The sequence below is a fragment of the Trebonia kvetii genome, from assembly GCF_007827045.1.
Taxonomy (GTDB): Bacteria; Actinomycetota; Actinomycetes; order Streptosporangiales; family Streptosporangiaceae; genus Trebonia; species Trebonia kvetii.
On the sequence record NZ_RPFW01000006.1, the window covers coordinates 531,128 to 549,243 of the forward strand.

Annotated in this window: 15 protein-coding genes and 1 pseudogene; 12 read left to right on the forward strand and 4 right to left on the reverse strand. The window is 70.4% G+C overall.

Annotated features, from left to right (window positions below; all coding sequences use genetic code 11):
* Window positions 1-340 precede the first annotated feature (340 nt).
* A complete protein-coding gene (locus tag EAS64_RS31060) occupies window positions 341-2,431 on the forward strand; it encodes a hypothetical protein (protein WP_145858799.1) in 2,091 nt (696 codons plus the stop codon).
* On the opposite strand, the gene EAS64_RS31065 is transcribed toward EAS64_RS31060, so the two are convergent.
* Window positions 2,408-3,421, reverse strand: a complete 1,014-nt coding sequence (locus EAS64_RS31065; protein WP_145858801.1) for a magnesium and cobalt transport protein CorA — start codon at window positions 3,419-3,421, stop codon at window positions 2,408-2,410. The two genes, EAS64_RS31060 and EAS64_RS31065, sit on opposite strands and share 24 nt — an antisense overlap.
* 98 nt (window positions 3,422-3,519) lie before the next feature.
* Window positions 3,520-4,533, reverse strand: coding sequence for a sigma-70 family RNA polymerase sigma factor (locus EAS64_RS31070; protein WP_222849743.1), 1,014 nt, complete (start codon window positions 4,531-4,533; stop codon window positions 3,520-3,522).
* A 164-nt stretch (window positions 4,534-4,697) separates the two neighbouring features.
* On the opposite strand from EAS64_RS31070, the gene EAS64_RS31075 reads away from it, so the two are divergent.
* From EAS64_RS31075 to EAS64_RS31095, 5 genes and pseudogenes are all read left to right on the forward strand, one after another.
* Window positions 4,698-5,276, forward strand: coding sequence for a dihydrofolate reductase family protein (locus tag EAS64_RS31075; protein WP_145858802.1), 579 nt, complete (start codon window positions 4,698-4,700; stop codon window positions 5,274-5,276).
* 239 nt (window positions 5,277-5,515) lie between these two features.
* Window positions 5,516-6,547: a hypothetical protein gene (locus EAS64_RS31080; RefSeq protein ID WP_145858803.1), complete on the forward strand. Its 1,032-nt coding sequence runs from the start codon at window positions 5,516-5,518 to the stop codon at window positions 6,545-6,547.
* 16 nt (window positions 6,548-6,563) lie between these two features.
* Window positions 6,564-7,421 carry a DUF4397 domain-containing protein gene (locus tag EAS64_RS31085; protein WP_145858805.1) on the forward strand — a complete coding sequence of 286 codons (858 nt, stop codon included), beginning with the start codon at window positions 6,564-6,566 and terminating at the stop codon, window positions 7,419-7,421.
* A 5-nt stretch (window positions 7,422-7,426) separates the two neighbouring features.
* On the forward strand, window positions 7,427-8,062 hold the full coding sequence (locus EAS64_RS31090) for a class F sortase (protein ID WP_187366295.1): 636 nt from the start codon (window positions 7,427-7,429) through the stop codon (window positions 8,060-8,062).
* A 186-nt stretch (window positions 8,063-8,248) separates the two neighbouring features.
* Window positions 8,249-8,728, forward strand: a pseudogene (locus EAS64_RS31095) (methylated-DNA--[protein]-cysteine S-methyltransferase); the annotation flags it as partial.
* Between the two features lie 164 nt (window positions 8,729-8,892).
* On the opposite strand, the gene EAS64_RS31100 reads toward EAS64_RS31095, so the two are convergent.
* A complete protein-coding gene (locus EAS64_RS31100; RefSeq protein ID WP_145858810.1) occupies window positions 8,893-9,783 on the reverse strand; it encodes an LLM class flavin-dependent oxidoreductase in 891 nt (296 codons plus the stop codon).
* 109 nt (window positions 9,784-9,892) lie between these two features.
* Between EAS64_RS31100 and EAS64_RS31105 the strand changes: the two genes are divergently transcribed.
* Together EAS64_RS31105 and EAS64_RS31110 are read left to right on the forward strand one after the other, a co-directional pair.
* On the forward strand, window positions 9,893-10,519 hold the full coding sequence (locus EAS64_RS31105) for a TetR/AcrR family transcriptional regulator (protein ID WP_145858812.1): 627 nt from the start codon (window positions 9,893-9,895) through the stop codon (window positions 10,517-10,519).
* A 63-nt stretch (window positions 10,520-10,582) separates the two neighbouring features.
* Window positions 10,583-11,830: an MFS transporter gene (locus EAS64_RS31110; RefSeq protein WP_145858814.1), complete on the forward strand. Its 1,248-nt coding sequence runs from the start codon at window positions 10,583-10,585 to the stop codon at window positions 11,828-11,830.
* 18 nt (window positions 11,831-11,848) lie between these two features.
* Here EAS64_RS31110 and EAS64_RS31115 read toward each other — a convergent pair whose 3' ends face one another.
* Window positions 11,849-13,552 carry a glycoside hydrolase family 5 protein gene (locus tag EAS64_RS31115; protein WP_145858816.1) on the reverse strand — a complete coding sequence of 568 codons (1,704 nt, stop codon included), beginning with the start codon at window positions 13,550-13,552 and terminating at the stop codon, window positions 11,849-11,851.
* Window positions 13,553-13,595: 43 nt separating this feature from the next.
* Here EAS64_RS31115 and EAS64_RS31120 point away from each other — a divergent pair, with 43 nt between their 5' ends.
* The 4 genes from EAS64_RS31120 to EAS64_RS31135 all read left to right on the forward strand — a co-directional run bounded on the left by EAS64_RS31120 (window position 13,596) and on the right by EAS64_RS31135 (window position 18,055).
* Window positions 13,596-13,832 (forward strand): hypothetical protein, encoded by a 237-nt coding sequence (locus tag EAS64_RS31120; protein ID WP_145858818.1) that lies wholly within the window; start codon window positions 13,596-13,598, stop codon window positions 13,830-13,832.
* A 497-nt stretch (window positions 13,833-14,329) separates the two neighbouring features.
* The gene (locus EAS64_RS31125; protein WP_222849744.1) at window positions 14,330-15,004 is read left to right on the forward strand and encodes a class II aldolase/adducin family protein; all 675 of its coding nucleotides are present in this window, start codon (window positions 14,330-14,332) and stop codon (window positions 15,002-15,004) included.
* A 16-nt stretch (window positions 15,005-15,020) separates the two neighbouring features.
* The gene (locus tag EAS64_RS31130; RefSeq protein WP_145858819.1) at window positions 15,021-16,466 is read left to right on the forward strand and encodes an aspartate aminotransferase family protein; all 1,446 of its coding nucleotides are present in this window, start codon (window positions 15,021-15,023) and stop codon (window positions 16,464-16,466) included.
* Window positions 16,463-18,055 carry a xylulokinase gene (locus EAS64_RS31135; protein ID WP_145858821.1) on the forward strand — a complete coding sequence of 531 codons (1,593 nt, stop codon included), beginning with the start codon at window positions 16,463-16,465 and terminating at the stop codon, window positions 18,053-18,055. Before EAS64_RS31130 ends, EAS64_RS31135 begins: the two co-directional genes overlap by 4 nt.
* Window positions 18,056-18,116: the final 61 nt, after the last annotated feature.

Consider the following 18,116-nt stretch of genomic DNA (forward strand, 5'->3'; position numbering starts at 1 on the left):
CGCGCCGCGGTGCGCGCCACGCCGCGGGCGGACCTGGACTTGGTGGGATCGCCGTGTACGGACCGCGCGGGGCAGGCCGCCGTGGTGGCGTTCGTCGGCCTCAGGCGCGGGGTGCAGCAGGCAACCGCGCCCGGTACCGCGGACTCGGCGCCCAGCGTGCCGGATTGCACGACTTAGCACCACCCCTGCGCGGCACACATAAAACTCTCAGCTCACAATGTGTGTGTTGTTCCCGCGTAGCTGATTTGGCAGCCCTAGGCTGTACTGGTTTTCACGGCCATAAATAGGACGGTTGATTGTGCATATTCGGCGGCTTGCCCGGGTTGGACGGAAACAGGCGGTGTTCGCTGGCGCCGGCGTGACGCTCGTGGTGCTGGCTGGGGCGGCGTTGCCTGGCGCAGCCGGCGCGGCCGCCGGCGCCCCTGCGGCAAGTGCGGCAGTCACGCTTGGTGCGACACCGCTCGGCGCCGACGTCGCGCCATGGGATTCTGTCTTCTCTAATTCCGCAACCTTTGCCAGGGTCTCGCCGCTGTTGAAGGCGGCCGGCATCAGCCAGTTGCACTACGGCGGCGGTGTGACCGCCGACTTGTACAACTGGCAGACCAACACCGATATCCAGGGCTGCGCACCGAACACCGCGTTTGCGGAGTTCACCGCCAAGTGCGCCAACACCGACGGGGTCGACTTCGGCCTGTTCTCGCAGAAAGCGCGTTCGCTCGGCGCGCAGAGTTTCGTGACAGTCAACTACGGCTCGGGCACGCCCGCCCTGGCTGCGAACTGGGTGACTGAGTCAGCCAAGGCCGGCGAGGCAGTGACCAACTGGGAGATCGGCAACGAGAGCTACGGCTGTTGGGAAGTCAACAACTGGCTCGCCGACCCGCCGGAAAACTATCACGGCTACGTGGCGGGTGACAGCACCACCTGCCCGGACGTCACCCAGGGCAACGACGCAGGCATGCAGACCATGGCGACCTCCTACGCCGCGAACGCCAAGCATTTCATCACCGCCATGCGGAACGTGGAGCCCAACGTGCGGATCGGCGTGCCCTGGGCATTCGGCAACACGGTGGGCGGCGCGTCTGTCAACGACAACACCACGTGGAACGACACCCTGTTCAGCACGGACGGGCCGGACATCAACTTCGTGGACGCGCACTGGTACCCCTTCGGTTTCGGCGGGGCCACGGATCCCACCGGGGTGAAGAAGCCGTCGGACTATACGGTCATCCAGTCGGTGAAGACGATCCCATCCCTGTACGCCCAGATTCAGGCCGAGCTGAACACGTACGCACCGGGGGCACAGGTCATCGTGGGCGAGACCGGCGTCAGCTACCTGCCGACGAACGTCCCGTGCACGCCCGCGGGCGCGCTGTTCGCCGCGGGCGACGTGCTGGAGTGGCTGGCGGCGGGCGCACAGACCGTTGACTGGTGGCCGCTCGACAATGCCGACAACACAACCGACCAGTGCGTCAACCCAGAAGAGGCCATGTTCACGAGCACCGGCGCGCCGACCTCGGCCTACTACGGTTACCTGCTCGCCTCGAAGCTTGCCCAGCCCGGCGCGCAGCTCTCGGTCCTGTCCACCTCCTCACCAGACGTGCTCGCCTTCCAGTCGGTCCTTCCCGGCGGCAAGGTCGCGGTGGCCCTCATCAATTCCAGCACCACGTCAACGAGGAAGGTGACCTTCGGATCCTCGCTGGCCGGCTCTCTGGCCGTGCAGAACTACGGCCCGGCCGCTGGCACGACGCTTGGCAAGATAACGACGGGGCCGACCACTACCGCCGCGGCCGTCGCCGGCGGCATCACGCTCCCGATCGAGTCGATCGTGGTCCTGAGCGAGCGCACCCTGAAGCCAAGCACGATGACCCTGACCGGCAGCGCCAGCGTCAAGGCAGGGACCAAGGTGACGCTCAACGGCAAGCTCGCACTCAACGGCGTGGCGGCGCCCGCCGGCGTCTCGGTGAAGGTCACCCGCAAGGTGACCAGCGGCAAGGGGACGTCCGCGACGCTGACCGCCAAGACGGTGAGCGGAGGAGGCTTCTCCGTCACGGATCTCCCGCCGGCCACCGGCAGCTACGCCTACCAGGCCAGCTACCTCAGCAACAGCTACCTGCCCGCGTCGGCCTCCTACGCGGTGAAGATCACCGCGGCGAAGCCGTCGCTGAAGCTGAAGCTCTCCGCCACGTCCGTCAAGCCGGGACAGAAGATCACCGTGACCGCCACGCTCGGCGCGCCGCACGTCAACAAGACGCTGGTCATCTACGCCCAGCCGAAGGGCGGCGCGAAGAGGGTCATCAAGCGGGCGACCGTCAACGCCAAGGGCCAGATCTCGGTCATCTACCCCGTCAAGGCGAACACCACGTTCACCCTCGTCTTCGGGGGCGACACCTGGTACACCTCGGGAACCCTAACCGCGGCGGTGAAGGCATAAGATCTGGACCTGGTTCCGCCTGCGGACCCAGGCCCACAGCAGAACAAGCGGGACCACCAGGCCGCCGATTCCGTAGACGATGAAGGCGATCTGGCCGTCGATGTTCTTGACCAGCCAGCCGAAGTTCTGGCCGAAGAAGCCGGTGACGAAGGTGAGCGGCAGGAACACCGTCGCGAGGAGGGTCAGGCTCTCCATGTTGGAGTTCTGCCTGATGCTGATCCGCGTCTGCTCGACCGAGATCACCGCCATGTTGGCCTCGAGGATCGTGCCAAGCAGGTCCCGCTGCGCGGCGATCTCCTCGTCCGCCTGGAGCAGGTGATCCCGGACGTCCCGCAGGTAGTGCCGCAGCTTCTTGTCGACCATGCGCTCGACAATGCCGGTCACCCCGAGCAACGGGTGGACGGCGCGGTAGAAGTCGGTCGCCTCGTTGCGCAGCGAGTAAATCCGTTCCGTCGGCGCGGGAGCACCCGAGAAGACGGTGCCCTCTATCTGGTCGATGTCGTGCTCAAGCTCGGCGACGACGGGCAGGTAGTTGTCCACCACCGTGTCCAGGATGGCCCAGAGCGCCGACACGCTGCCGGATGCGAGCAGCTCAGGGCGTTGCTCAAGCCGCAGCCTGGCACCGCGCAGCTCGCTCGCCACGCCCTGCCGCACGGTGATCACGAAAGTAGGCGAGAGGAAGACACTGATCTCGCCGAACTCGACCTCCTCGGCGGCGTCGTCGTAGCGCGCGGTGCGCAAGATGACGAGCTGAACACCCTTGTCGTAGGTCTCGATCTTTGGCCGCATGTGCACGTTGAGCGCGTCCTCCACGGCCAGTTCGTGCAGTCCGAAGATCTCGCGGATCTGGGCGAGCTCCTGTTCGCTCGGCTCGAACAGCCCGAGCCAGACAAAACCTCCTTCGGCGGCCCGCGCGGCCGCCTCCTCGAGCGGCACCCCGCCCTCGTCGATCCTCCGGCCGTCCTGGTAGTGAGCGCAATCGATGATCATGTCCGGATCTCCTTGACGCGTAGCAGCCACCGGGCGTGATACCCGAAATGGACCCGATCATGAAAGGCGCGGTTGGGGTGGGTGTGCCCCCGTGCTGGCTACCGGCTCGGCAGCGACAGCGGCAGCCCGAACCACGGGAGCACGCTGCCTTCGAAGCGGCTCGTCGCGCAGATCCGGTCGCCGGCCAGCGTGATGGTGATCAGGCCGGTGGCCGGCCGGGGGCCGGACGGGACCCTCAGGTAAGCGCCGAACGCCGGCTGGCCGTTGGCGCGGGTCGGCACCAGGTCGATGCCGCGGCCCGCGGCGAACAGGCGGCCGCAGAAATCGGCCACCAGGTCCCTGCCCACGTATTCGAGCGGCATGGGCGGCATCGACATGAACGCGTCGTCGGTCAGCAGTGCCACCAGCGCGTCGAGGTCGGCAGACTCGTACGCGCTGGTGAACCGCGCCACCATGGCGTCCTCCGCGGGCGAGCCCGGCGCGGGCGGCGGCTCGGGAACGCCGGCCGCCGGCTGACGGCGCTGCATGCCCGCACGGGCTCGCTTGAGCGCGCTGTTGACCGACTCGACGGTGGCGTCGAGCATGCTCGCGACCTCACTGGCGTGGAACCCGAGCACATCGCGCAGGATGAGCACCGCGAGCTGGCGGGGCGGCAGCACCTGCAGGGCGGCCACGAAGGCGAGCGAGATGGATTCCGCCTGCTCGTAGCGGGCCTCGGGGCCCGGCGGCAGCGCGGTCCCTGCCACCTCGGCGAGCAGGGCATCGGGGTAAGGCTCGAGCCAGACGGCCTCGGCGAGCCTGGTCGGCTGCGGCGGCTCGATCCCTGGGATGTTCCACTCCTTGGCGGGCCGCCGGCTCGCGGTGCGCAGTGCGTTCAGGCACCGGTTGGTGGCGATCTTATACAGCCAGGTGCGCAGCGAGGACCGCCCCTCGAACCCGGCGAGGCCCTGCCAGGCGGCGAGCAGCGTGTCCTGCACGGCGTCCTCGGCGTCCTGCAAGGTGCCGAGCATCCGGTAGCAGTGCGCCTGCAGTTCCCTGCGATGCGGCTCGGTCAGCTCACGGAACGCGTCATCGTCACCGGAACGCGCCCGTGAGATCAAGTCATCAGCCACCAGCGTCACCATAACTCCACCGTCTTCCGCGCGATGCCGAACTTCGTCTTCTGGTGGACACCGGCCCGGAGGGAAACTGGGCGCTCCGCCCCCGCCCAGTTTCACCATGTCGCGGGTTCAGCCCCAGTGGCAGCCGACATACGCCAGTCAAAGGAGAAACTGCCATGGGAAAGATCGTCATCAGCACGAACATCTCGCTCGACGGTGTCGTACAGGACCCGGACGGCAAGGAGGGCTTCAGGCAGGGAGGCTGGTTCCTCAGCTACGGAGGCGACGACCTCAAGGCGTGGGGCGCCATCATGTTCGAGGAAGCGCGCAACGCCCAGGCCCTGCTGCTCGGGCGGCGCAGCGACGAATGGTTCGCCACCCGGTGGCTGTCCCGGACAGACGAGTGGGCGAACAGGCTGAACAGCCTGCCCAAGTACGTCGTCTCGTCGACTCTGGACAAGGTCCAGTGGGGTGACGGGAAGGTCCTGCGCGGCGATGTGGCCGGGGAGGTCTCGAAGCTGAAGCAGGAGGTTGACGGAGACATCGTCGTCTACGCCAGCTATCAGGTCGGTCGCGTGCTCATGGAGCACGACCTGGTGGACGAGTTGCGGCTCACCGTCTTCCCTGTCGTGCTCGGCGCCGGCGAGCGCCTCTTCGGCGAGACCAGCGACCAGCGGTCGCTGCGGCTGGCCGGCACGCAGACCGTTGGCGAGGGCCTCACCTACCTCACCTACGAGCGGGCAACGGCCGTCTAGTCTCGCGTCCGGCCAGTCCGCGGGCACGCCATTCCTGGCGAGCGAAGTCGCCATCCGTTCGGCAAAGATCACTTTTATCCGGAACGGTTGGCGGCTTCGCCTCCCGGCCGCAGTTACCTAGGTATACGGCAAATACCTAGGCATGCGGCAGAATCGCTATTTCCACAAAAATGTGCTAACTGTGTGATTCTCTGATCTTTGGGGTTTTGAATCTTTGCCTGTGGTTAGCGGGGGGCGGGATGGAATACCACGACACAGGCTTCTCTCGGCGCCCGCCGCAGCCGGAACCGTCCTGGCCGACGGTGATCGCCACCACGGTGCGGCTCTGGCTTGAGCGTCATCCTGTCCCCGGCAGGCGGTGGACCTGGGGGCGCCTCGCCGTGCTGGTCGCCGTCCTGATCAGCGCGGTTGCCGCGGGAGTCGCCGGCGTGGCGATCGGGCGAACCGGAAGGTCCTCCGCGGCCGCCCCGAGCACGGCCGCCCCGAGCACGGCGGCGCCGCTCCAGGCGACCGCAGCCGCCGCGCCCGCCGGCGGCCTCGGGTACTCCATCGCCACGCGTGACCGCGCCGCGCAGTGGGTCGCGCAGCAGATCGCCCCCGGCGCCATTGTGGCCTGCGATCCCGCGATGTGCGCCGCACTGCAGGCGGACGGTCTCCCCGCGGCCCGGCTGCTCGTGCTCGGGACCGCGGCCGCCGATCCGCTCGGCTCTGACGTGGTCGTGGCGACCCCGGCCGTGCGCAATCAATTCGGCGGCCGGCTCGCGAGCGTCTATGCCCCGGCGGTGATCGCCCGGTTCGGCTCCGGAGCGGCTCAGATCGACATCCGCGCCATCGCGCCCTCCGGCGCCGCCGCCTACCGGGCGGCGCTTGCCGCCGACAAGCTCGCCAGAATCGACGCGGGACGCCAGCTGCTGCGGAACGCGCACATCGACGCCTCGTCCGCCGTCAAGACGGCGCTGCGCTCAGGAGACGTCGACCCGCGGCTGCTCATCACGCTCGCCGCGCTCGCCACACAGCAGCCGCTGCGGATCCTCGCCTTCACCGATCCATCGCCTGGCGCGCCCGCCGCGCCGCTGCGCGGAGTCGAGCTCGCACCGGCGCATTCGGGCGGCCGCACCGGGGCGCGCCTGCAGTCCATGCTGTCCTTCCTCCACGCGCAGCGGGTGCCGTTCCTTCCGCTGCGCGCGAGCGTCGACCGCGCTACCGATGTCAGTTTCGAATATGCAGCACCTAGCCCTCTTGGAGCTGAGCACACCGTAACTAACAAATAAGTGTTGTGGGGGACCGATGAGAATTTCGCGCTTCATCAGACTGGCGGCCGCCGCGCTGGCCGCGCCCATGTTTTTCCTCGGCATGGCCGGCGTCGCGTCGGCGTCGACGTCGTCTTCGGCCTCGTCCGCGGGAGTCGGGTGGGTCAGGCTGGCCCACTTCTCGCCGAACACGCCTGCCGTGGACGTTTACCTGTACTCCTTCGGCGACCCGTCCGCCGAGCTTGTGCTGCGCCATGTCTCCTACGGCGACACCTCTCCCTACGAGACGCTCGCCGCAGGCGACTACACCGTGGCGATGCGCGCCGCGGGCGCCGGGGCCACCAGCAAGCCGGCGCTGTCCGCCAGCATCACGGTCAAGGCGGGGCACTCGTACACGGTGGCCGGCCTTGGCCCGGAGTCGGGGCTGCGGCTCGCGGTTCTGGGCGACGAGCTGACACCGCCGGGCGGCCAGGCGCTCGTGCGGGTGATCCAGGCGTCACTGAAGGAGCACGTCGTCACGGTCAGCTATGGCAGCGGCGCGCTGGTCAGCGGCCTGGCGTTCGGTTCGGTCAGCGTGTATGAGACCGTGAGCCCAGGGACCGTGACAGTGCGCGTCGCCGGCTCCGGCGAGAGCACGAGCAGCACCGTGACAGTCGCCGCGGGAACGGTGCATACGCTGGTCGTCCTCGACGGGGCGAGCGGCCTTGAGGTCGACAACCTGGTGGACGCGGCGGGCAGCGCGGTGGTGCCCGCGGGCGGTGCTGCGACTGGTTTTGGCGGCACGGCGCCGCGGATCCCCTCTCCATTGCCCTGGCTGGCCCTCTTGGCGGCGGGTGTGCTCGTCGCGGTCGCCGGCGGACTTTCCCTGCGCCGGCTTCCCCGCCCTCGTAGCTGACCATCGTGACACGGAGACTCCTGGCGGTGCTCGCGCTCACGATCGGCTTGATCGCCGCGAGCGCCGCCGGCGCAGGGTTCGTGCTTAACAGGCAGCCGGTCGCGGTCCGGTGGGCGGCCGCCGGGTCGCTCCCCGTCCCCATCGGGCCTATCGCCGCGCTCCCACAGTCGCGGAACGGCGACAACGTGCCCCGGCCCGTCACGCTGATAATTCCGTCAATCGGGGTGCAGACGAAGCTGACCGACCTCGGGGTGACGGCAAGCGGCGCCCTTCAGGTGCCGCCATCCACGACGGTCGCCGGCTGGTACGCTCGCGGCCCGCGGCCCGGTGCCATCGGATCGGCGGTGATCGCCGGGCACATTGACTCGCGCACCGGGCCTGGCGTGTTCTTCTTCCTGTCGCGGCTGCATCCGGGCGACCGGATCTACGTGCGGCGGGCAGACAAGACGCTCGCGCTCTTCCGCGTCACGGCCGTACGGTCATACGCGAAGCAGCACTTCCCCACGCTCGCCGTCTACGGCCCGGTGCCCGATGCGGAGTTGCGCCTGATCACCTGCGGCGGCACCTTCGACCCGGCGACGCGGTCCTACCTCAGCAACGTGGTGGTCTACGCGGTCCAGACGGCGGGTACCACCGGATAGCGCGAACCAGACGTGAGCCGGGCGGCCGATGTAGTAAGGAACGATCGGCATGGCGTTTCCCTTCTAGCGCGGTAGCGATTCGCTGAGCAGACGTCAGGGCTGCGATGGGCGTGAGATCTCATCTCACGTCCGGTCCCGGCGGCGCGTCTGCCTGGTGTAGACGATCGACACGGAGGGGAAGGGACAATGACGCTCACAGACGGGCCGAGCGCGGCTGCCGCGCACACGGTGCTCGCGACGAGCCTCGGAGACCTCACGCTGGTCCGCGAGGGCGAGGCGCTGACCGGGCTGTACTTTCCGCGGCACTGGCCCAGGCCCGACCGCGCCGCGTTCGGTCCGCGCACCGACGAGGGATTCGAGGATGCCGCGCGGCAGCTGGCGGAGTATCTCGCCGGGGAGCGCGACGAGTTCGAGCTGACGCTGAAGGCCACGGGCGGCGAGTTCGACCGCCGGGTATGGGAGCTGATCGCCACCGTGCCTTACGGGCAGACGACGACCTACGGCGAGCTCGGGCGCCAGCTTGGGCCGGGGACGGACCCGCGGGATGTCGGCGCGGCGGTGGGCCGCAACCCGCTGTCCATCATCGTTCCCTGCCACCGGGTGATCGGCAGCAACGGGAACCTCACCGGCTACGCCGGCGGCCTGGACAGGAAGCGCGCGCTGCTTCAGCTTGAGCACGCACGGGTGATGCGCACCGGGAACGCGCCGGCCTACCTCTGGTAGGCCGGCGCGTTCGCGTAGATTCCGCGCATCGCGTAAGAAAGGGGCGCTATCACGCCCCCCTTCTTACGCGCTGAGTTGGCGGACAGGCGGAGCCGGGCGGGAATCATTTAGGCAGGGAGCTGGTCGAAGACCTCGGCCTTGATGCGGGCGAGCTTGTCGGCGCGCCTGCCCGCGTCCTTGCCGAGGTTCCAGTCGGGCAGGATGAACTCGTCAAAGCCGAGTTCCGCGTACCGGCCGATCTGGTCGGCCACGGCGGCGGCGGGGCCGGTCAGCGTGGCGCGGCCGTTCGGCGGTGCGCTGCCGTCCAGGTCGATGAACGCGTTGACGCAGGTCCGCATGGTGGCCGGGTCGCGGCCGACGGTCTCGCAGGCCTCGACGAGCGCGCCGCGCATGGGGCCGGCCTGCTCCGGGGTTCCCCAGGTGTTCCACTCGTCGGCGTGGCGGGCGGTGATGCGCAGCATGCGCGGCCCGCGCGTCCCGACGAGCAGCGGCAGCGGCGCCTGCACCGGCTTGGGGTCGCAGGGCGCGTCGGTGACCTGGAAAAACTCGCCCTGGAAGGTGACCGAGTCCTGGCTGAGCATCGCCCGGACGATCGTGATCGCTTCCTCGAACCTGCCCACCCGCTTGCCGGGCGGCGGCAGCTCAATGCCATAGGCGTGGTGCTCGTTGACCTGCCAGCCCGCGCCGAGCCCGAGTACCATCCGGCCGCCGGACAGCCGGTCGATCGTGGCCGCGCGCTTGGCGAGCAGGGCCGGATGGTGCACCGTGGTGGGCGAGACGAGGGTGCCGACCCTGACCCGCTCGGTGACCGCCGCCAGGGCGGGCAGCAGTCCCCAGCACTCGTACGTGTCGCCGCGCGCGGGGGTCGCGTCGGCGGTGTTGGGCATGTAGTGATCGGCCAGCCAGACGCCGTGCCAGCCCGCGGCATCCGCCGCGCGCACCTCGTCAAGCAGGTCCGCGGGGGCGCGGTCGTTGCCGGGCCAGAGCGAGAATTTCATGACACCAACCCTAGAGAGTGTCCACAACCCGTTCGGGATCAGAGGTATTTGAATTTTCCGAACGGGTTGTAGCGACTCTCCCGGCGCTCGCAGCTCCTACGATGGCGGGGTGACGGAGCAGGCTGGCGGAGCGGGGCACGAGCGGCGCTCTTACCCGAAGGGCGTGCGGCGCAGGCGGCAGATCCTGGAGAGCGCGATCGGGCTGTTCGGGCAGCGGGGTGTGGACCGCGCGTCGCTGCGCTCGGTCGGCGAGGCGATCGGGGTGTCGCACACCGCGCTGCGGCACTACTTCTCCTCGCGTGACGAGTTGCTCGTCGAGGTGTACCGCACCCACGAGGCGCTGAGCTTCTCCGACACGCAAGCGGCGGCGGGCGCCGCGGTCGGCGAGATGGTCGAGGCAGCCGAGCGGAACCGGTCGATCCCCGGCCTCGTCGAGCTGTACGCGACGCTAACCACCGATGCGCTGCAGGAAGAGCACGCCGTCACCCGGGAGTTCGTGCGCGACCGGTTCCGCTCGCTGCGGGAGATGCTGGCCGCGCGGATCGAATCCGGGCAGCGAGCGGGCCGCATCGCGCCGGACATCGACCCGGGGGACGCGGCCGCGCTGGTGATCGCCGCGTCGGACGGGCTGCAGATCCAGTGGCTGCTCGATCCCGGCCCCGTGGACGTCGGACGCTCGCTGTCGATCCTGGAACGGCTGCTACCCGGCGACCCTGGATTTTCCGCCCGAGCGTGATACTTTCCACTGGAAGGTTTTTTGCGTGGAGGCGGCGTCCGCCGCCTGGTTGGGAGCATCCCGGTGCCGGACGTCCTTGTCACGAATGAGCGGCAGCTGGCCCGCTGGCGGTGGACGATCACCACCGGGTTCGGGCTCGGCGGCATCACCGTTTCGGCCTGGGGCCCGCGGCTGCCGGCCATCAAGGCGAGCCTCGGCATCGACACGGGCACGATCGGGCTGCTCCTCTCCGGCGTGACGGTCGGTGCCATCCTCGGGCTGCTCGCGGCGGCCCCGCTCCTGCACCGGCTGGGCAGCCGCCGGGCCGTGGCGGGAGCGCTGCTGGTCATCGTCGCCTCGATGACCGTGATGGGCCTTGGGCTTATCGCTGGCTCGGTCCCGCTGCTTGCGGTCGCGTTCGTGGTCGTCGGCGCTGGCGTCGGCCTCCTTGACGTGCTGCTCAACGTGAACGGCGCTGCCGTCGAGCGGGCGGCGGGGCGCACCCTGATGCCGATGATGCACGCGGCCTGGTCGATCGGCGTCGCGGCGGGCGCGGGGATCGGCGCGGCCTGCGCGGCGCTCGGCATCAGCCCGGCGGTGCAGATGATCTCCGAGGCGGTGGTTGTCGCCGCGATCGCGCTGGGTATCGCGTCCGGCATCCCGCAGCGCATCCACGAGGAGGCGGTCCCGGCCGCGCGGCCGCGACAGGGGCGTGCCGCGCTGCTGCGCCACTGGCTGCGCGGCTGGCTTGACCCGCGGCTGCTGCTCATCGGCGTGGTGATGCTCGGCGTCGAGCTCGGCGAGGGCTCGGCGGGCAACTGGCTCACCCTCGCGGTGCGGAACAACCGCGGGCAGACCGCCGCGGTCGCCGCGCTGTTCTTCGCCGCGTTCGCCATCGTCGAGGCGACCACCAGGATCTTCGGCGGGCCCCTGGTGGACCGCCTCGGCCGGGTACGCACCATCCAGATCACTACCGCGCTTGGCGTCATCGGCGTGGTGCTGTTCATCGAGGGACCGGACAAGTGGGTCGTTCTTGCCGGGGTGATCCTGTGGTCGATCGGCGTCTCGATGGGCTTCCCGCTCGGCACGTCGGCGGCGGCGGCGAGCGGGCCCGACCCGGCCGCCCGGGTCAGCGTCGTCTCCTCGATCGGCTACTTCGCCAACCTCGCGGGGCCGCCGGCCATCGGCCTGCTGGCGCAGCACGTCGGCCTGCTCGGCTCGCTGTGGATCATCGCCGCGCTGTTCATCGCGGCCTTCGCCTGCGCAGGCGCGCTCGCCCCGGTAACGGCCGACGGGGTGCTCCCCGTGCAGGAGAGCACCCCGGCGGCGTGACGTCGGCCTGGCGTCCGCTTACTTCAGGCTGAGCGTGTAGCCGCCCGCGGCGGTGCCGGTGAGCCGCCACCCGCCGCCCTGCCGTGCGGTGATCGTCACGTCGCTCAGGCCGGTCCAGCTGCCCGCCGGCTTGGCGGCGCCGGGGATCCAGACGTCGAGCACGCCGGCTCCGTCGCCGGCCAGGCTCAGGTCCACGCTGTCTGGCGAGGACTTAAGACGGCTGAGCCGTCCGGGAATGCTGCGCGGATAGGCCTGGCCGAGCGCGGGCGCCTGGTACGCGGGGCTCGGCAGGTTCTTGCCCGCCGGGCAGGAGATGAGGTCGAGTCCGCCCGCCTCCGTGCCGTTCGGATCCGACTGCGGGTCGCCGCAGGCCTTCTTCCACACCCAGATGGCGGAGCCGAGCACGTCGGCGTTCTGCCTGCCGAGGAACCGGTCGAAGTCGGCGACCGTGCTCGCGCCGGTGCCGAACCAGCCCCATTCGCCCGACCACAGCGGCAGGCCGTAGGCCGCCGCGGTCCGCTCGGCGAGCGAGAAGCCCTGCTCGATGGTGACGAGCGTGACGCCGATGCCCTGGTCCATGGTGATCGACTGGCTGTACAGGTGCGGCGAGAACACCAGGCCGGGGTCGTCGCTGAAGCCGGCGGGCGGCGTCACGTCGAAGCCGAGCCCGGACCACAGGATGGACGGCTCGAAGAACACCAGGTGGTGGAAGCCGCCTGCCGTCGCCGACTCCGCCGCCCTGATCTGGGTGATGGCCTGCTGGTAGAGCCGGCCGAGCAGCAGCGCCGAGGTCACGCCCGGCGAGTTGCCCGGGCCCGGCTCGTTGAGCAGGTCATAGCCGGCCACCGCGGTGTCGCCGGCGAACGCCCGCGCCAGGACGCCCCAGGCGTCGGCGAACTGGGCGCCGATGCCGTTCGTGTCGTCGTACAGGTTGGTGAAGGACTGCTCCACGTTGGGCGACAGGTCCCTGCCCTGGAAGCCGCAGCCCTTCGCGCCGTCGCTGAGCGTTGCCCAGGCGGGTGCTCCGTCGTTGCCGAACTCGGGCGACGCGCCGGCCCGGCAGGTGGTGCCCGGCGTGGCGGTGACGTACTTGGAGTAGGTGTCCTGGTGCATGTCGAGCACCGTGTAGATGCCGTGCGCCGCGGCCCAGTCGACCGCCTGCCTGACGCGTGCGATGTAGGCCTGGCTGAACTGCCCGCGGGCCGGCTCGAGCTGTGACCACGACAGGTTGAGCCGCTGCACGTCGAAGCCGTACTCCGACGCCATCTGGGCGTAGTCGGCATCGGCCAGCGGGCGCACCGTGGGCTTGGACTTGTCCGGCTGCCCGTAGTCGATGAGCTGGTTGACGTTGACGCCGCGGAGCAGGACCTCCCGCCCGGCGCTGTCGCCGATGACAGGCCCGCTTCCCCCGCTGCGCACCACGGTCAGCGCGGGCAGGCCGCCGCCGTCCGCGCTCGGCGAGGCCGGCACTGGGAACGAGGCGGGCGCCGCCGCCACCGCGGCGGGTACGAGGTCGATGCCGAGCATGACGACCACCGCCGCGGCGGTCGCGGAGTACCTGACGGCAGCGGTGGCCCGGCTCTTGCCGGCGAGCGCGTTCAGCGGGCCCCAGTTCTGCAGCGGGCCCCAGTTTCGCAGCGGACGCAGTGCGGTCACTGCCGACCAGGCCAGTGCGAGCGCGGCGGCACAGGCGCCCGCGGTGACGCCGGCGGCCACGTGCATCAGAGCGCCGACGACGGGGTAGAGGCCCCCGCCGAAGCCGCCGGTGAGGCCGCGGGAAGCCGCGGCCGGCCACCGCGGCGGCGAGCAGCACGCCGGCCACCAGCCAGGCGGGCGACCACCGGTTGACGACTGCGCTCGGGGCGTCCTGTTCCTGCCTGGCGGCCTTGATGTCCCGGCGCGCGCCGATCCGGTACGCCAGCGCCGCGGGCGCGGCCGCCAGGACGCCGAAGCAGGCGTACTTGGCGCCGCACAGCCCGCACTCGGCGAGCACCGCGGTTAGGGTCGGCCACGGGTGCAGGCCCGCCGGTCCTGCCACGGCGAGGAGCGCGGCGCTGTACACCAGCTTGGCGAGGAAGGCGGCGAGCACGACCGAGGACCAGGCGGCCGCTAGCACCCAGCGGGCGCGCACGCCTTGCCGCGCGGCCCACACGGCGACGTAGCACCCGGCGGCGCCGCCGGCGACCAGCAGCGGCAGGTACGTGACTGTGGCCCATGCCGGACTCGTGGCGGAACCGGGGAACGCGCCGGCGTCCACCCAGTTCTCCGGGGCGAACAACCCCGTGCCGTCCAGGTAACCTAGCACCGCGGTTAGCAGAGCAAGGGCGGCGGCCAGCACAAAAGCGGAGGTCAGCGCCGTTTTTGCGGCCACCGTCCGGAGTTGCGCGGTTTGGTCCTCGGTTCTCATGGCCGCAGACCTTAACACGGAGATTCGCTTGACCAGGCCCGTTTCTCTGATAAACATGAACAAGTGCTCATGTTCATCTTCTAGGAGGAGTCTTGCTGCTCGCTGAGGAGCGTCATGCCCTGGCAGAGGCCGGCCGGCGGCTCGAGGCTCGCGGACTGGTGATCGGCACCGGCGGGAACCTTTCCGTGCGCGTCGGCGACCTGGTTGCGGTCACCCCGACCGGCGGCGCGCTCGGCGAGCTAACGGCGGACCAGATGACCGTGATCGACCTGGACGGCGCGGTGGCCGACGGCGACCTCGCCCCGACCAGCGAGGTGCCGCTGCACCTGGCGATCTACCGCGGCACGTTTGCGAGCGCCGTGGCGCACACGCACGCGCCCACCTCGACCGCCCTCGGGCTCGTCACCGACGAGATACCGCTGGTGCACTACGGCATGCTGAACCTGGGCGGCGTGGTGCGCGTCGCGGCGTACGCCTGCTACGGCACCGACGAGCTGGCCGCCCACGTGGTCAAGGCGCTCGAGTACAAGCAGGCGGCGCTGATGCGCAACCACGGGTCCATCGCCACCGGGTCGAGCCTGGCCAAGGCCGTGGACAACCTGGAACTACTCGAGTGGTCGGCGCAGGTCTACTACCAGGCGCTGCTCGCCTCGGCGGTGACCGGCCGGGCGCCGCGCGAGCTGACACAGCAGGAACAGGAAGACGTGATCACGGCCGCGCTGACGGCCGGGTACGGCACGACCAAGAAGCTCGACGGCTCCAAGTAGAGAAGGCGACGACGCGATGACCAGCCGCTACGGCATCAGCCAGTACCCCGACGTCCCCGCGATCCAGGCGCGCTTGGCGGAGCTGACCTCGACCCCGATCAGGACCCTGACCAAGGAGCAGCTCGAGGAGTACCACGCCTGGTACGCCGAGCACACCCCCGCGTCGCGCGAGGCGGCCGCCGAGGCCGAGTCCGCGATCCCCGGCGGTGTGCAGCACAACCTGGCGCTCAACGACCCGTGGGCGCTGGACATCGTCGCCGCCAACGGCGCGTACCTGTACGACGCCGACGGCAACCGCTACGTCGACTTCCTCCAGGCGGGCGGGCCGACCGTGCTCGGTTCCAACTATGCGCCGGTCAGGGAGAAGGTCATCGAGCTGCTCGCGAGCTGCGGCCCGGTCACCGGCATGCTGCACGCCAGCGAGATCGCGCTCGCGAAGCTCATCCATGACTTCATGCCGGGCGTGCACAAGTTCCGCATGCTCGGCTCGGGTACCGAGGCCGTCATGGCGGCGATCCGCGCGGCCCGTGCCTTCACCGGCAAGGCGAACATCATCAAGATCGGCGGCGCCTACCACGGCTGGAGCGACCAGGTCGTCTACGGCCTGCGCATCCCCGGCACCGGGAGCCTTGAGGCGGTCGGCATCCCGGCCGGCGCGCTCGCCGCGACAAGCGAGATCCTGCCGGGCGACCTGGACATGCTCCGCGCGAGGCTGACCGCCAACGCCGAGGCAGGCGGCACCGCCGCGGTCATCCTCGAGCCGGTGGGACCCGAGTCGGGCAGCTACCCGGTCAGGCTCGGCTTCAATGCCGCCGTTCGCGAGCTGTGTGACGAGTTCGGCGCGCTGCTGGTCTTCGACGAGGTGGTCACCGGGTTCCGCCTCGGCATGGGCGGCGCGCAAGGCTACTTCGGCGTCACCCCCGACCTGACCGTGTTCGGCAAGTGCGTGGCCGGCGGCTACCCCGCCGCCGGCGGCGTCGGCGGCCGCGAGGAGGTCATGGCGGTCTACGCCGGCGGCCTCACCGCGGGCGGGCAGCGGGCGCTCACCGGCGGCACCCTGTCGGCCAACCCGCTGTCCTGCACCGCGGGCTACCACGCGCTGCTCGAGATGGACCGGACGGACGCGCCCGCCAAGGCGGGCGCCGCGGGCGACCGGCTGCGCGACGGCCTGACCACGCTGATCGCCAAGTACGACCTGCCGTACGTCACGTACAACTTCGGGTCGATCGTGCACCTGCACACCTCGGGCGTGCTGCACCTGAACCTGAACGACCCGGCGTTCTTCACCGAGCTCGGGCCGCGCAAGGACATGCTCGGCCACATGTCGATGGCGTTCGCCGCGGAGGGCATCGTCACGCTGGCCGGCTCCCGGATGTACACCTCGATGGCCGACACCGACGAGGTGGTCGACGAGGCCCTGGCCGGCTTCGAGCGCGTGTTCGCGAAGATCCCCGCCGCATGACGGGCGCGCCCGCGCTTGTCATCGGGGTCGACCTGGGTACCGGCGGCCCGAAGGTGGCGCTGGCCACCGATCGCGGTGAACTCGTCGGCGTTGAGGGTGCCAGCGTGGCCACGCGGATCCTGCCGGGCGGCGGCGCCGAGCAGGATCCCGACGACTGGTGGCAGGCGATCGCGGACTGCGTCCGCAAGCTGATCGCCGGCCACCCGGGCAGCGCGGACCGGGTGTCCGCCATCTGCTTCTCCAGCCAGTGGGGCGGCACCGTGCCGGTGGACGCCAGTGGGCGCGCCACCCATCCCGCGCTGATCTGGATGGACGGCCGCGGCGCGCGGTACGCCCGGGAGGTGACCGGCGGCTGGCCGGCGCTTCCCGGCAGCGGGTACGGCCCGCGCAAGCTGCGCGCCTGGGTCGCCAAGACGGGCGGCGCGCCGAGCCGCACCGGCCAGGACCCGGTGGGCCAGACCTTGTGGCTGGCTAACCAGCGGCCCGACGCCTACGCCGCGGCGCGGTACCTGCTCGACGTCCCCGAGTACCTCACCATGCGGGCGTCCGGGCGCGCGGTGACCGCCTTCGACACCGCGGTGCTGCGCTGGTGCACGGACAACCGCGACCCGCGTCGCGTCCGCTGGGATGCGTCGCTCGCAGCGGCGGCGCGCATCGACCTCGGCAAGCTTCCCGAGATCGTGCCGCCCGCCAGCGTCGTCGGCACCCTGACCGGGCCGGCGGCAGAGGACCTCGGCTTGCCGGCCGGCGTGCGGGTGGTCGCGGGCACCGGCGACACCACCGCCGCGGCGCTCGGCGCCGGCGCGGTGGGTGACCATGTGCCGCACCTGTACGTGGGCACGAGCGCGTGGCTGACCTGCCACGTGCCGCGCAAGAAGACCGACGTCTTCCGCAACATCGCCTCGATGCCTTCCGTGGTGCCCGGCCGGTACTGGGTCGCCACCATCCAGAACGTCGCTGGCAAGGCGGTCGACTGGCTCATCGACAACGTGCTCGACCAGCACGGCCCGGCCCGCTCCGCGCAGGCGCTCGCCGAGCTCAACGCGCTGGCGGCAAGCGCGCCGCCGGGCAGCCGCGGCGTCATCTTCACCCCCTGGCTGAACGGCGAGCGGACCCCGGTCGACGACGTGACCCTGCGCGGCGGCTGGCTCAACCTGTCCCTCGACACCAGGCGCGAGGACCTCGCCCGCGCGGTCTTCGAGGGCATCGCCTACAACACCCGCTGGATGCTGGACGCCGTCGAGCACTTCACCGGCAAGACCGGTCCCGAGGGCCTCGGCCCGATCAGGTTCATCGGCGGCGGTGCCACGTCGCGCCTGTGGTGCCAGACGATGGCCGACATCCTGCATCGGCCCATCTGCCAGGTAGCGGAGCCCGCCGCCGCGAACGCGCGCGGCGCGGCACTGCTCGCCGGCGTCGCCACCGGCGCGGTGACCTGGGCGGAAATCCCCGGCCTGGTCAAGGTCAGCGAGCGCTTCGAGCCGGACAACGCGCACCGCGACGTCTACGACCAGGCCTACGCGGCATTCCTCCGGCACTACCGCGCCAACCGCGCCATCTACGCGAAACTGAACTCCCAGCCCGCCTGAATCCGGCGCTTTCCATTGAGTGAGTACCGTTTGGCCGGCAACCGGATGACGCCGCCGTCCG

What these genes read in the sequence shown, in the direction of transcription:
- EAS64_RS31075 (WP_145858802.1), top strand. Translation starts at nt 4,698, where the DNA reads ATGGGAAAGATCGTCATCAGCACGAACATCTCGCTCGACGGTGTCGTA.
- EAS64_RS31130 (WP_145858819.1), top strand. Translation starts at nt 15,021, where the DNA reads ATGACCAGCCGCTACGGCATCAGCCAGTACCCCGACGTCCCCGCGATC.
- EAS64_RS31135 (WP_145858821.1), top strand. Translation starts at nt 16,463, where the DNA reads ATGACGGGCGCGCCCGCGCTTGTCATCGGGGTCGACCTGGGTACCGGC.
- EAS64_RS31100 (WP_145858810.1), bottom strand. Translation starts at nt 9,783, where the DNA reads ATGAAATTCTCGCTCTGGCCCGGCAACGACCGCGCCCCCGCGGACCTG.
- EAS64_RS31085 (WP_145858805.1), top strand. Translation starts at nt 6,564, where the DNA reads ATGAGAATTTCGCGCTTCATCAGACTGGCGGCCGCCGCGCTGGCCGCG.
- EAS64_RS31080 (WP_145858803.1), top strand. Translation starts at nt 5,516, where the DNA reads ATGGAATACCACGACACAGGCTTCTCTCGGCGCCCGCCGCAGCCGGAA.
- EAS64_RS31115 (WP_145858816.1), bottom strand. Translation starts at nt 13,552, where the DNA reads ATGCACGTGGCCGCCGGCGTCACCGCGGGCGCCTGTGCCGCCGCGCTC.
- EAS64_RS31065 (WP_145858801.1), bottom strand. Translation starts at nt 3,421, where the DNA reads ATGATCATCGATTGCGCTCACTACCAGGACGGCCGGAGGATCGACGAG.